This window comes from Rickettsia rickettsii (assembly GCF_001951015.1).
Lineage (GTDB): Bacteria > Pseudomonadota > Alphaproteobacteria > Rickettsiales > Rickettsiaceae > Rickettsia > Rickettsia rickettsii.
Window position 1 is genome coordinate 319691 of record NZ_CP018914.1, and the last position, 13750, is coordinate 333440.

The following is a 13750-nucleotide window of genomic DNA, read 5'->3' on the forward strand; positions in this document are numbered from 1 at the left end:
TAAAAAAATTATAAATTTTTAAAAAATATATGAAACTGATTGTCTTATTATTTACTTTTTTATTTTCTATGTTTTCTTTCGGAGAAAGCGAAACTATTAAAGGAAAGCCTTTAAAATATGTAGCAAATAATGATTTTGAAAATAGACTCGATGAACAGGAACAAGAAATCAGAAGGCTAATCGGTAAAGTTGAGGTTTTACAGCATAAAATTGATCTGCTAACTCAGAACTCAAATATTTCAAATCAAGAAGAAAATACTGAAGTTTTAGAAGCCGGTGATTCAAAAAAACAAGATGTTTTTGATATAGCTTTGCTTAAAGATATGACGGATAATGCGCCTAAAAAACCTATTACGGTTAATAAGGATATAGCTCCTGATAAGCAAGCCTATGATTTGGCTCTTGCTGCTTATAAAGATAATAAACTTACTGAAGCAAAAGATAAGTTTAAAAATTTTATCCAAAAATATCCTAACAGTTTGCTAATTAGTAATGCTTATTTCTGGTATGGGGAATGCTTTTTTAAACAAAAAGACTATAACGGGGCAGCGGTTAACTATTTAAAAGGCTATAAAGAGTTACCGAAAGGGGCCAAATCTTCCGATGGGTTATTGAAGTTAGCACTTTCCTTAGGCGAACTAAAAAAAACTCAGGAAGCATGTAATATGCTTGCTAAGTTTGATAAGGAATTTCCAACTAATAGAACTGCCGCATCCAAGAAAATGGCAGAAGATGCTAAGATTAAATTTGGCTGTAAAAATAAATAAAAATAATAAAATATGACTGATATTTTGGATGAAGTACTAAGTGATCAAAATGAAGAAAAAAGGTTAATTTTTTTCAAAAAGCTTTTACCTATAATAATAATCATTGCTATAATAGCTATTACTATAATGGTTGTTATTAATAATAATAAAGATAAAAGAATTAAAAATAACCAAAAAAACGGAGATATTCTTGTTAAGACTGTTGGTTTGGAAACAACAAAAGATAATGAAGAATTAGCTTTTAATACTTTAGAGAATTTAGTTACTACTAGTAATACTAAAATCAAAGAAATAGCTGCATTAGAACAAGTAGCCATAAAGATTTCAAAAAAAAAATATTCAGAAGCGAAAGACCTGCTTAATAAAATTATTGAAAATAAAGAATATTCCGAAATTTCTACTTCTTATGCACGTATTTCATGGTGTAGTCTTGTTATGGATGATCACAATCTAGATATTCAAGATAAAGAGAAATTGACCAAATATTTAAACTATTTTGATGACGAGAAAAAACCTTTTTGGGCTACAGCAACTATTATAAAAGCTATGTGGGATATTAAGAATAATATGAAACCGCAAGCAGAAAAAAATCTAAAAAATTTATTAATTTCAAATAATGTATCTGATCTAATAAAAGATCAGGCTAAAGCATTGCTTGTAAATTTAAATAAATAATAATTCGTACTTAAGGAAAAATATGACAAAAAAAATAGCACTTCTGTTATTACCGTTTATTTTAATTTCATGTAACGGGCTTGGACCAACAAGGGTAAAAAATATTGTTGAGTTGACTCCTAAATTAGCAATTCAGACTCATGAGCCTATATATTTAGATTCTAATGCAAATATATATGCATTTAATGCAAATATGCTTAAGAATAAACAGTATAGTTTCACTAGAAGTAAAACGATTACCGAGCCGGTTTTTATAGGCGATATGATTTATGCATTGGATATTAGATCAAATATTTCTGCATTTTCTATAGAGAAAAATAAGATTATTTGGTCTTATAATTTAAGTAGACATAAAAAAGATAATTATATAGGCGGTGGAATTTTACACCATAACGGAAAATTATACGTAACATACGGTTCAAGGTTGTTAGTAGTGCTAGATGCAAAATCAGGTTATGAAATAATTAGAAAAGAACTTCCGGATATTATTAGAATTAAGCCTATTGTGCTCAATGATAATACTGTCTTAGTACAAACTATCAGTAATCAAACTATTGCTTTAAATGCAGAAACTTTAAAAACTGTATGGGAACATGAAAGCCTAGCGGAAGTTTTGTCGGCTAGTTATTTTATGACGCCGATAGTACAGCATGATAATGTAATAGTAACTTATAATTCCGGACAAATACTTGCCTTAAATATAACAAACGGTGAAGTAAAATGGAATTTTGAGTTTACAAATCTTAATGATCGTACAGCTATACCGAATTTTGACGAATCAAGTATTTTATGTACTCCCGTTCATGATAATATGAATCTGTATATAGCAACCGGTCTTGGTAAGCTTATTAAGCTTAATGTAGCAACCGGCAGTGTGATTTGGCAGGTAAATGCCGAGGATATTCAATCAATGTCTTTAATCGGTAATAGTCTATTTGTAACAAATAATGCTAGACAAATAGCAGCATTTAATCCTGAAACAGGGAAAGTAAAGTTTGTAGCTGATTTAAATGATGGACAAGATCCTAAGAAACTAAAATCTGCTGCTTTTTTAGTACCTTTTGTTGGAGTTAATAATAACAATAAGCGAAGTTTAAATGTTATTTCCGTTAACGGTGTTTTATATAGTTTTGATGTTGATAATAATGGATTAAACATGATACCTCATGTTGTCAAAATTATAAAAAATATTCGTTATTATGGGCTAAGAGCAAATAATAATTTATATTTTTCTACCGATAGAAAAATAATCTTTGGCAGTAAATAAATTATATTTAGCTTGACAGATAGTGGGTATTAATGGTATTAAATATGTTGCTTGATTCTTTAATTTTAAATTCTAATTAAAAAAGATACTATTGTGAAAACTTACTCGGCAAAGCCATCGGAAATTGAAAAGAAATGGTGGGTCATAGACGCAAAAAATATTGTACTAGGACGACTCGCTAGCAGAGTTGCTAATATGCTACGCGGCAAGCATAAGCCTAGCTTTACACCTCATTTAGATTGTGGTGATAATATAATCATAATAAATGCGGAGCATGTAAACTTAACAGGTAAAAAAGCAAATCCCAAAGACGGAAAAATATATTACAGATATACAGGATTTCCAGGTGGGATAAAAGATACTACGGCAGGTAAAATCTTAAGTGGTAAACACCCTGAGAGAGTTATTAAAATGGCCGTAAAAAGAATGATTACAAGAAATGCTTTAGGTGCTAAGCAAATGAGTAATTTGTATGTTTATGCAAATGGTGATCATCCTCATATGGCACAGCAACCTACTGTTTATGATTTTGCAAGCCAAAATCCAAAAAATAAAAAGTAATAGAATATGCCCGAGTTAAAAATTAAAACAGAAAAAGTAGAAAAGCAGTTAACTAAAGAACCTTTAGTATTAAAAACTCCTAAAGAAAAAATAGATAATTTAGGCAAGTTTTATGCTACAGGTAAAAGAAAAAATGCTATAGCACGAGTATGGCTTAAAGTAGGAAAAGGAAAAATAGTTGTTAATAAAAAAACAATAGCCCAGTATTTTCCTTCTGAAACTTATGTGAAAACTATCTTACAGCCGTTTGTCTTAACAAAAACTATTGATCAGTATGATATAATTTGTACTGTTAGAGGTGGAGGAATTTCAGGGCAGAAAGGTGCTATTTTACATGGAATTTCTAAAGCTTTAGATAAATCTGCTCCAGATTTTCGTGCTATTTTGCGTAAAGGTGGTCTTTTAACACGTGATTCTAGGGTAGTAGAGCGTAAGAAATACGGACAACGTAAAGCACGTAAGAAAACACAATTCTCTAAACGTTAAGATACAATTTGAGAAGTTGCTAGTCAATTGTTGCATGGATCAATTTTTTATTATCATCCCGCGACTTGATCGTGGGATTCAGCTTAAAGTATTTAAATTAATTAGTATTTTAAGTTATTTTTTTGGGATACCGTGGTCAAGCCACGGTATGACACTAAGTACATTTTCCAAGCCATGCAACCGCTTTTATCTAGAATGACACTTCTTAACAAATTATATAAACACTTTTCCCCTGGCGGGGTAGCTCAGCTGGTTAGAGCGACGGAATCATAATCCGTGTGTCGGGGGTTCAAATCCCTCCCTCGCTACCATTCATCAGTCTTTTTGACAGTTCTATAGTAAACTGATTTGAACTTTGTGCTTCGTTGTTCATCCTCTCGTCTATTATATATAGGCTCTACCTTCGTGCCTGGCACAAAATGGGGGTGAGTTTACTATAGTACTGTTAAGTTAACAGTTCCATAGTTTTTAATAAAATTTTGTATAAGATAAATATTAGACTTCTTGCATAACCTATTTTATAAAGAGGAATTTGAAGGAGGCACAGCACATAGAACCGGAGCGTAGCCAAATCTATGTAAGGATTCGAGTACCAGATCCAAATGACCTTTAGAAAAGAGATTATGCCAAGGAGTCTATTTTATATTAGGTTCTGTGAAGATCTCTAAAACGATGATTTGCACTAAAAAATATCTCAAAATAAAATCAATTAGAAATCTTTACAAAGCCTAGCATTTTATGAAATTGATTTTAACAAGTTTAATTTTTATATTTATGAGCTTTCTTCCAATATATGCTGAATCCTTACTTAAAGGGTTCATGTATCTGAAAGATATCGACCCTACAATTATTCAAAATATGCATTATTATTCAGATGAAAATTTTGTTGGTAAAAAGGTAGATGGTTATAAAGCACCGGAAGCAATTTTAACCATATAAGCTGTTAAGGCTCTTAGAGCAGTACCAAGCTGAGATACAAAAAGATGGTTATTCACTGATTATATGCATATAGGCCACAAAAAGCTGTACAACATTTTTAAGATGGAGCAAAGATAATATTGATCAAAAAAAATAAGGAAAGCTTTTACCCATATAGAGATAAGTCTAAATGTTTTATATTAGGTTATATAGCTGAAAGATCTAGTCATAGTAATACTGTAGCTTGATCAATAATAAAGCTTCAGAAGGAAGTGCATAATAATTCTGAAGTTATTATTAAGAGAAAGCTGAAAGACGCGCGTGTTATAATCCTCTTTAGATGACAATACGGTAGACATGTATACTTCTTTTGACTTATTTGATGAAGCTTTACCTAATGATAGTAAATTAATTGATAAGCAATATTTAGCAAAACGTAATTATTTATGTTCTAAGATACAAAAACATAATTTTAAAGCATGTAAAATTGAGTGGTGGCATTATACAACTTGCAGATGAGCCTTATAAAGATCAATATTTTAACTTTGATATAGAAAAAAACTATGACAGTATTCAGTGAGAAAAGATGCATACCATGTGAGGGTGGAGTTCTGCCACTTGAGAAAAAGAAATTGATAAGTTATTAGTTCAATTACAAAGTGAGTGGCAAGTGAATGCATTAGGGCCTCTTTATAAAAAATATAAATTTTCTAATTTTATAAAAGCTATGGAATTTGCAAATAAGATAACTGAAATTGCAGAGCAGGCAGCATAGCATCCCGATTTAACTATATCTTGGGGAGCATGTAGTGTGGAAATATGGACTCATAAAATCGACGGTCTTATGGAAAACGACTTTATATTGGCTGCAAAGATAGAAAGTAAAATCTAATTATTTTCAGGTTGAATTACTTAAGTGAAAAGAATAATAGCAAAAATCACACAAGTATCAACAGCAGCTAAACTATGGTTTCTTATTAAATTAATTGAATTATAACAATAATCTTAATAATAAGACATGTTATAATAAACATAAAGTAACGTTATGCCAAATTATCATATTAAATTTTTACCAAATATGGTTAAGTTAATCGGTTATTTTTGTAGACTTATTTTATTACCAAATTTAATACCAGCTGATTCTAGTGAAAATAGTTATGACCAAAGCCTTGATAGAAATAAGGTATATTCTGTAGATTTAAAACCTTTTTCTAATACCTCTACATATTTTTTAGATGAGCATCCTGATCATACCTTTGTACATATTGCTGATAAAAAATATATTTTATATGGATTGGTTAGAGAGCTAAAATTTGCGTTTGAAGATATAAATTCATGATTTTTAATGCCGGAAACTCAAATTGATACGGTTAATTGGGAAACTGAAACAACAACAAATTACTGTCTAAGTAATTTCATTATAAACTTATTTCATATAAGAGCAGTAAAAGATTTTATTGCTAATATAACTATATCTAATCTAGCAAATGCATTTACTGCACATATAATCGGTGATTATAATTATAACCTAATAAAGAATGATAGTACGTACATATTATATGATTGCATCTAGTTGCGATAAAGATTAGTTTATTGTCTAGAGGAACAAATGAGTGTGTTGTATTTACTTTAGGCAATAATACTGATATTTCATTATTAGTACTATAAATGAATGAATTGAAGGTGATAAAGAGGTAAATAGTGTTGTTCTACAAGTACTATATATATAAAATTTTTACTGAATTAATGATTCAAATTCTTTTACGACGGCTTGGTAAAGTTTACGTTTAAACGGTATTATAATAGATAAGAGTTCATCAAGTGATGCCCAACGCCATTGGTCAAATTCCGGATTAGAGGTATTTATATTAATATCTTCGTTATTTCCGGTAAACCTAATTAAAAACCAGCGTTGTTTTTGTCCACGAAAATTACCGTTCCACAGTTTAGGTATTAAAAAGCTTGGTACATCATAACTATACCAGCATTTGCTTTCGGCAATAATATATCCTTTATCGCTGCCTATTTCTTCTAACATCTCACGCATTGCTGCAATACTTGGTGTTTCGCCGGGAACTATCCCACCTTGCGGCATTTGCCATGCAGATATTTTTGTATCTATTCTTTTACCGACGAATATATGGTTATCGGCATTTAATATCATCATGCCGACCCCTGGTCTATATGGTAAATCAAGATGTTTTTTGGAAGAATTGCTCATTATTTTTTTACTTTAAAAAATCAATTATAATTTTACTACTTTATTTTTACCCGTTGTTTTAGCTTCATACATAGCTTTGTCAGCACGTTCAATGAAAGATTCTATTGATTCTTCTTTTTTATATTTCGTAACTCCGATTGAAATAGTTGTTTTTAAAGGTTCAATTTGATCTTCAATGTGAAAATTCATATATTCTATTTTAACTCTCACTCTCTCCGCAGTTTCAATTGCTTTAGAAATATCTATATCCGTTAAGAGTATAGTAAATTCTTCACCGCCGAATCTTGCTATTAAGTCTGTTACTCTGAGAGTATTCTTCAAAATACGGGATACAATTGTTAAAACCTTATCGCCTGCTTGATGACCGTAAGTATCGTTTACATGTTTAAAATTGTCGATATCGCACATAAGTAAACATAATTTAATACTTTCTTTATTAGTTTTCTCAATAATTTGTTTGAGATGTATATCGAAATAGCGACGATTAAATAAGCCGGTTAGACCGTCTTTAACTGCTAAATTGACACTTTGTTCAAGATCATTACGTAAATTATCTTGATATTGCTTACGTCTTAATTGTGTTCTAATTCTAGCAAGCAATTCGCTTTCCTCTATAGGATAAACGAAATAATCATTAATACCGAGTTCAATACCTTTCACAACCAAAGGCATACCGTCTTCATCAATTTGTAAAATTATTACTACGCCGCTTATTTCTGCTTTACCTCTTAAAATAACACTGATCCTCAAAGGATCGTCATTTTCGAGCGTACTACTGATAATTACTAAATCGGGGGTATATTCATTTATAATATCTAATTCATCGGAATTACTTATTACCTTTACGTTTTGGGTAAGCTTAAGTAACATTTGTTTTATATTTTTAGTTTGCACCACATCATCATTAATGAGTAATATTTTTTTATCTGCAAAAGTGTCATGCATTTCGATATTTGTTACGCCTAATAATGCATTAGTGCTATTACGAAGCTTTAACTCATCAATTAAGCTTTTCATTCTAGATAGCGATTTAAGTCTTACAAATAGAGCAGTATCGTTAATCGGCTTTGTTAAAAACTCATCAGCTCCTGCCTCAAGACCTTTAACTCGATCATCAATATCGGAAAGTGCAGTTACCATTACAACCGGTATATGAGTAGTTTCCGGATCGGTTTTTATCGTTTTACATACCTCAAATCCATCAATTTCCGGCATCATAACATCAAGTAGTATAATATCAATTTTTTCTTTTTTAAGAATTGCTAGTGCTTCTTTACCGCTATTTGCAGTAAGAACCGTATAATACTCTTTTAAAAGTTTGGCTGTTAGTAACTTAATATTGGGTTCTATATCATCTACTACTAATATTGTGGTCATAAGATTAAATTCTTGTTTTTAAAGGAAATAATTTGTATATTTATACTTTAATTTAAAGTCTTAAATGTATGATATATGAAAATTTCAGCAAATTCAATTAGAACAGGTAACATATTAGTGTATAATAATGATTTATGGGTTGTCAGCAAAACACCGGAACATACTCAACCCGGGAAAGGTGGAGCTTATGTACAAGTTGAGATGAAAAATTTAAAAACAGGGACAAAGCGTAACGAAAGATTCAGTTCTGCCGATTATTTAGAAAAAGCTGAACTTGAACAAAAAGATTATCAATTTTTATATTTTGAAGGTGATGATTTGGTATTAATGGATACTAAACATTTTGATCAAATAAATATTTCCAAGGAAATGTTAGAAGAAAAATTATCTTTCTTAACTGAAAATATGATTGTTAAAATCGAATTTTATAATGACAAGCCTTTAAATATTGAGCTTCCTCCAACTGTTATACTTGAAATTAGTGAAACTGATCCGGTAATAAAAGGAGCAACCGCTACCGCTTCTTATAAACCAGCAATTTTAGAAAACGGTATTAAAGTTAAGGTCCCGCAATATTTAGAAATAGGAGAAAAAATTGTTGTTAAAACTGATGATATGACATATGTCGAGCGAGCGAAGTAAGCTGTTTTATTGAACTATGGATACCACCCTGTCATTGCGAGCCGTAGGCTGCGTGGCAATCTCGTTAAATATCCTGAGATTGCTTAGTCAAAACTTACAGTTTTTCCTCACAATGACGACTTTCAGCATCCACTCAGGCAATGCTTTTAGCTAGGAATGGTATCAATTTTTTAAAGCCATACGACATAATTTCTAAAACTAATATCTTAAATTAAAAATATCAAATGCAACCTATAACTAATTTATTAATTAATGCCCTGCGTAAAGCTGTTAAGTTTTTGCATAGAGATTTTTTAGAACTCGAAATGCTACAAAAAAACTCTGTAAGAAATGAAGAATTTTGTAAGCGATCTTATTTAAAATTAAAAACTTTATTATGTGAAGAATTACAAAAATATACACAATATTTATTTTTTCCGGAGGATAAATTCGATTTAAATAATAATTATGAGAGTGTTTTTTTAATTAATCCTATAGATAGCCCAAATAATTTCGCCAGAAGCATACCTTTTTTTGCGATATCCGTAACTTATTTAAAAAGGAATCAAGAAGTTTTAATTCCTACTTCTACAGTAATATATTTTCCTGCTCTTAATGAAATTTATTATGCTGAAAAAGGTAAGGGAGCTTGGATAGAAAAAAATAATTTAAACTCTAATTATCAAGGATTAAGACTTAGAGTTTCCGATAATGCCGATTTAAAAAACTGTTTAGCAATTATTGAAGGTGTAAATCATAATGATTTGGAGGAGATAGAGGTAGATAATATTAGATCTTTTGGTTCTCTTTGCTATGGGGCTACGCTTGTAGCGTCAGGTAAAGCGGATTTAATATGTTTATCATCATTATTAAATTTTACATTATATTATGCATTTGAGCTTTTTATTAAGGAAGCAGGCGGGATAATTATAGATTCTAGCGGTAAATTTCTATATTCAAATCGTTATATTGCTAAAAAACTTAAAAAATATTAGACAAGAAATTATTTTAGATTTGCATTTTTATTGTTATGATAATATTAATATAATTATTAATTCATAAAGTTATGGCACATTATAAAGAGTTTGAATTTGACTGCGATTTTAGTGGACAAAGAGCCAAGTTTAAGTTTTATATAGGTACGCCTCAAGAAGGGCATCACCCGCTACAATTTCAAGCAAAATGGTTATCTGACGAAAGAGGTGGTACTATTCCTGATGATGTTATGCAAGCAATATCACAGCTAAATGATCTTGCCAAAAAAAACGGTGTTCCACTTCCGGATTTATGCGTATATGCTCTTGGTTCTGCGCAAGAAGTCCAAGCTACCCCTCAAGACGAAGATGAAAACGAGAGTGAGAACCAAGAGGATAAAGCAGAGCAGGCATAGTTAAAAATAATAAGGAGATTCATAGAGATTAAAATGAAACAATATAATGATTTATTTAAAATTATTCATCGTGAAGGATATATATTTATTGCTAGCTTTGCATTAGTAAGTTTTTTATTAGCATCGTTTAATGAAAAACTTGGCTGTATTGGATGTATTGCTACTGCTTGGTGTATTTATTTTTTCCGTAATCCTGATCGCTTTGTGCCTATAAGTGATGATCTGGTAATAAGTCCCGCAGATGGAATAATTCAAGAAATTAAGGAAGCATTGCCGCCTCCGGAATTAGGACTTGGTGATGTGGAAATGATTAGAGTGAGTATTTTTCTAAATCTTTTTAATGTCCATGTTAATAGAATCCCGGCAAACGGAAAAATTTTAGCACTTCATTATAATCCAGGAAAATTTTTTAATGCTTCACTCGATAAAGCTAGTATTTATAATGAGCGTCAATCAGTATTAATGGAAATGGCTCAAGGTCAGAAAATTGTTTTTGTTCAAATAGCCGGACTTATAGCAAGGCGTATAGTTTGTGATTTAGAAGAGGGTAATGAAGTTAAAACGGGCGAGCGATACGGTATAATTCGTTTCGGTAGCAGAGTAGATGTTTATCTACCGTTGAAAACAGCTTTATTAGTGAGTAAAGGGCAGACTGCTATAGGCGGTGAAACTATCATTGCTGATTTTGGACGTAAAAAGACAACAGAATTTAAGTTTGAAAGGAAGTAGCCTCATAACTTTAAAACCGTCATTGTGAGCAGCTGTAGGCATGGTTTGTTTATGTCATTCCCGCGTAGGCGGGAGGGAATCTAGTGAAATGTATAAACAACAAGTTTTTTATCTGTTTATTTTATCAAATATATAATTTTGTACCAATTAAGATTATTTTTCTCTGGATTCCTGCTTTTGCAGGAATGAGACATTGACAGCCATGCAACCACACTGTTTTTTCCTTACAATGACGTGATAAATACATTTTGAGTATAAAAATTGTTAAAAATGCGTAAATCTATAATAACTAAGCCTGTACCTCTAATAAAATTAATTCCCAACTTTATTACGTTGCTTGGTTTAGTAACCGGTATGAGTTCTATAAAATTTGCTTTGGATAGCAGATGGGAACTTGCGGTATATTGCATTATAGTAGCGGCAATTATTGACAGTATCGATGGTAGAATAGCAAGGATGCTAAATGCAGTTAGTCCATTTGGTGCAGAGCTTGATTCATTATGCGATTTTGCTAATTTCGGTATAGCTCCTGCCTATCTGATATATTTATGGTCTTTTCAACAATATGAGTATAAGGTATTTTCATCAGCGGTAATGTTATTATTTATAGTGTGTATGGCACTACGTTTAGCTCGCTTTAACGTTGGTATTTATCAACCGAAACAAGATAAAACTGACTATTTTTTTACCGGTGTACCTGCCCCATGCGGTGCTTTACTTGCTTTAATGCCTGTAATGATAGATTTTGAAATCGGTACGTTATTAAATATCAATACCCGTACTCATACTATAACAATTAATATATATTTGGCTATTATAGCTTTTCTACTTGCTAGTAGGCTTCCTACAATTTCAACAAAAAATTTGAGTATTAAACCTGAATATTTATCGCTTGCAATGATTTTAGTTGCTCTTGTTATTATAAATCTTATCATATATCCATGGTATTCACTGCCGTTAATTGCAGTTATATATATTCTTTCTATACCAATTTGTTATTTTTTTAAACATAGAGGGTATTGGTAAAGTTAATTATGCCGAGTGTATTACAACAAGCTATCGACAAATATAAACATAATCCATTTACTAAATATGTAATTATTATAGCCTTAATCATATTTATTTATTTGGGATATAGAATTTATGTTTGGGCCAATACACAATCTACGGATAATGCTTACATAGATGCAGATATTTCAAATGTTAGTGCTGAAGTTAGCGGTGTTTTAACAAAGTTATTTGTTACCGATAATACTAAAGTTAATAAAGGCGATCTGATAGGTGAAATTGACGATAGAGATTATAAGGCAAAGCTTGCAGCACTTGAAGCATCTATTGAAGCTTGCATAAAAAATATAGAAATTATAGAGCAAAAAATCTCAATAGGGCGGAGTAGCCTAGAGCAAGCAGCTGAAAAATTAAAGCTTAATAAAATAAGCTTTGATATTGTTGCAACAGATTTTATGAGAGTGCAGGAGTTAAATAAGGCAAAATTTGCTAGCCCTAAAACGTTAGATGATTCTAAAAACGCATATCAAAAAGCCAAAACGGATTATAAACAAGCACAGTTAGATTTAGATATATCTAAGCAACATTTACAGCTTCTTGAGCTTGAAAAAGCAGCAGAACAGGAAAAACTTAAAGAGCTAACAGAAAATAAAAAAGTAACCTTAAGGAGCTTACAAAATACTAAACTTATTGCTATGGTACCCGGTATATTCGGTAATAGTAGTTTAGAAGTCGGAAATTACATAGTACCGGGTAGGGTGTTGTTTTCTATAGTTCAAGATAATACTATGTATATTCAGGCTAATTTTAAAGAAACACAAATTCAGAAATTTAAGTCCGGCATGAAAGTCAAAATTGAATTTGATGCTTTGCCTAAAAAGGTAATTTACGGGAAGATTCGTAATATTGCTCCTGCGACCGGCTCTAAATTTAGCTTAATCCCACCAGATCATGCTACCGGTAATTTTACTAAAAGCGTACAACGTGTACCTGTTTTAATAGATTTTGAATCCCCAAATGCTAATCTAGTTCCTGGCATGTCAGCAATCGTATCCATTAGAACGGATCAAAGTACGTAATTTTTGTTAAAAAATAGCAATAATTATTCTATTAACAGTACATATTCTAGTATTTATTTACTGATTACTTAAAAAGCTATATAATATGAGTAATACCAAAAGTAATAATTAATATGCAAAGATATTGAGATCCCACTGATTGATAGTGTATTTAAAAAAATCTTTCGTGATTTAGAGAGGTTCAAGGAATTTATCAATGCAGTTCTTGAACTACCTGAGGGGCTGAGAATTAAAGCAATAGAATTTATATCTGTAGAGCAAGTACCTATGCTCGATAAAGGGAACAAGAAGCATATTTGATTTAAAGGTTAAAGATGAAGCTGGTAGCTGGTATATAATCGAGATGCACAAAAGAAATGAAAGCGATTACTTAAAAAGAGTGCAATATTATTCTGCTCATTCTTACGTACAGCAACTTACACAAGGAATAAAGCATAAAGATTTATTACCAGTAATAGTTATTTCACTTATTAAGACTAAAATGCTTGAAACTAAAACAAATATTTATTTGATTTTTCCTATGTTATTTATAGAGCTTAAAATTTTGATAAAGATAAGCTTGAAACTACTATAGATGAGTGGCTACATTTATTTAAGTGTGCAGAAACAGAAAACAGCCCACTGCAAATATAAAGAGCGAGAAGGTATTAG

At 31.0% G+C, this 13750-nt stretch carries 19 protein-coding genes, 1 tRNA gene and 1 pseudogene; 19 read left to right on the forward strand and 2 right to left on the reverse strand.

What is annotated here, in order from left to right; genetic code table 11:
* The first annotated feature begins 29 nt into the window (after positions 1-29).
* From ybgF to BTU51_RS01845, 12 genes and pseudogenes are all read left to right on the forward strand, one after another.
* Positions 30-767: a tol-pal system protein YbgF gene (gene ybgF / locus BTU51_RS01795; RefSeq protein WP_012150526.1), complete on the forward strand. Its 738-nt coding sequence runs from the start codon at positions 30-32 to the stop codon at positions 765-767.
* A 12-nt stretch (positions 768-779) separates the two neighbouring features.
* The gene (locus BTU51_RS01800) at positions 780-1442 is read left to right on the forward strand and encodes a DUF2659 family protein (protein WP_012150527.1); all 663 of its coding nucleotides are present in this window, start codon (positions 780-782) and stop codon (positions 1440-1442) included.
* Between the two features lie 22 nt (positions 1443-1464).
* Positions 1465-2709, forward strand: a complete 1245-nt coding sequence (locus tag BTU51_RS01805; protein WP_012150528.1) for an outer membrane protein assembly factor BamB — start codon at positions 1465-1467, stop codon at positions 2707-2709.
* Between the two features lie 93 nt (positions 2710-2802).
* Complete coding sequence (gene rplM, locus BTU51_RS01810; RefSeq protein ID WP_012150529.1) at positions 2803-3270, forward strand: 50S ribosomal protein L13; 468 nt, start codon at positions 2803-2805, stop codon at positions 3268-3270.
* Positions 3271-3276: 6 nt separating this feature from the next.
* Complete coding sequence (gene rpsI, locus BTU51_RS01815) at positions 3277-3756, forward strand: 30S ribosomal protein S9 (protein WP_012150530.1); 480 nt, start codon at positions 3277-3279, stop codon at positions 3754-3756.
* Positions 3757-3790: 34 nt separating this feature from the next.
* Complete coding sequence (locus BTU51_RS08085; RefSeq protein ID WP_155105196.1) at positions 3791-3955, forward strand: hypothetical protein; 165 nt, start codon at positions 3791-3793, stop codon at positions 3953-3955.
* Positions 3956-3990: 35 nt separating this feature from the next.
* A tRNA-Met gene (locus BTU51_RS01820) sits at positions 3991-4067 on the forward strand.
* Between the two features lie 427 nt (positions 4068-4494).
* Entirely contained in the window at positions 4495-4695 is a 201-nt protein-coding gene (locus tag BTU51_RS01825; RefSeq protein WP_012262278.1) for a M15 family metallopeptidase domain-containing protein, read from the forward strand.
* 336 nt (positions 4696-5031) lie between these two features.
* The gene (locus BTU51_RS01830) at positions 5032-5193 is read left to right on the forward strand and encodes a M15 family metallopeptidase domain-containing protein (protein WP_012150531.1); all 162 of its coding nucleotides are present in this window, start codon (positions 5032-5034) and stop codon (positions 5191-5193) included.
* 44 nt (positions 5194-5237) lie between these two features.
* Positions 5238-5566: pseudogene (locus tag BTU51_RS08770) on the forward strand (4a-hydroxytetrahydrobiopterin dehydratase).
* Positions 5567-5719: 153 nt separating this feature from the next.
* The gene (locus BTU51_RS01840) at positions 5720-6013 is read left to right on the forward strand and encodes a hypothetical protein (protein ID WP_012262279.1); all 294 of its coding nucleotides are present in this window, start codon (positions 5720-5722) and stop codon (positions 6011-6013) included.
* Between the two features lie 6 nt (positions 6014-6019).
* Positions 6020-6247, forward strand: a complete 228-nt coding sequence (locus tag BTU51_RS01845) for a hypothetical protein (protein ID WP_012150534.1) — start codon at positions 6020-6022, stop codon at positions 6245-6247.
* A 162-nt stretch (positions 6248-6409) separates the two neighbouring features.
* On the opposite strand, the gene BTU51_RS01850 is transcribed toward BTU51_RS01845, so the two are convergent.
* Both BTU51_RS01850 and BTU51_RS01855 read right to left on the reverse strand, forming a co-directional pair.
* Complete coding sequence (locus tag BTU51_RS01850; RefSeq protein ID WP_012150535.1) at positions 6410-6895, reverse strand: RNA pyrophosphohydrolase; 486 nt, start codon at positions 6893-6895, stop codon at positions 6410-6412.
* Positions 6896-6919: 24 nt separating this feature from the next.
* Entirely contained in the window at positions 6920-8272 is a 1353-nt protein-coding gene (locus BTU51_RS01855; protein WP_012262280.1) for a PleD family two-component system response regulator, read from the reverse strand.
* Positions 8273-8347: 75 nt separating this feature from the next.
* On the opposite strand from BTU51_RS01855, the gene efp reads away from it, so the two are divergent.
* The 7 genes from efp to BTU51_RS09045 all read left to right on the forward strand — a co-directional run bounded on the left by efp (position 8348) and on the right by BTU51_RS09045 (position 13673).
* On the forward strand, positions 8348-8914 hold the full coding sequence (gene efp, locus BTU51_RS01860) for an elongation factor P (protein ID WP_012150536.1): 567 nt from the start codon (positions 8348-8350) through the stop codon (positions 8912-8914).
* 224 nt (positions 8915-9138) lie between these two features.
* Positions 9139-9888 carry an inositol monophosphatase family protein gene (locus tag BTU51_RS01865; RefSeq protein ID WP_012150537.1) on the forward strand — a complete coding sequence of 250 codons (750 nt, stop codon included), beginning with the start codon at positions 9139-9141 and terminating at the stop codon, positions 9886-9888.
* A 71-nt stretch (positions 9889-9959) separates the two neighbouring features.
* A complete protein-coding gene (locus BTU51_RS01870) occupies positions 9960-10283 on the forward strand; it encodes a DUF2610 domain-containing protein (RefSeq protein ID WP_012150538.1) in 324 nt (107 codons plus the stop codon).
* A 33-nt stretch (positions 10284-10316) separates the two neighbouring features.
* Complete coding sequence (locus tag BTU51_RS01875; protein WP_012150539.1) at positions 10317-11012, forward strand: phosphatidylserine decarboxylase; 696 nt, start codon at positions 10317-10319, stop codon at positions 11010-11012.
* Between the two features lie 261 nt (positions 11013-11273).
* Positions 11274-12038, forward strand: a complete 765-nt coding sequence (gene pssA / locus BTU51_RS01880; protein WP_012150540.1) for a CDP-diacylglycerol--serine O-phosphatidyltransferase — start codon at positions 11274-11276, stop codon at positions 12036-12038.
* A gap of 8 nt (positions 12039-12046) precedes the next feature.
* The gene (locus BTU51_RS01885; protein WP_014362308.1) at positions 12047-13099 is read left to right on the forward strand and encodes an HlyD family secretion protein; all 1053 of its coding nucleotides are present in this window, start codon (positions 12047-12049) and stop codon (positions 13097-13099) included.
* A gap of 337 nt (positions 13100-13436) precedes the next feature.
* On the forward strand, positions 13437-13673 hold the full coding sequence (locus tag BTU51_RS09045) for an Rpn family recombination-promoting nuclease/putative transposase (protein WP_230453578.1): 237 nt from the start codon (positions 13437-13439) through the stop codon (positions 13671-13673).
* Positions 13674-13750: the final 77 nt, after the last annotated feature.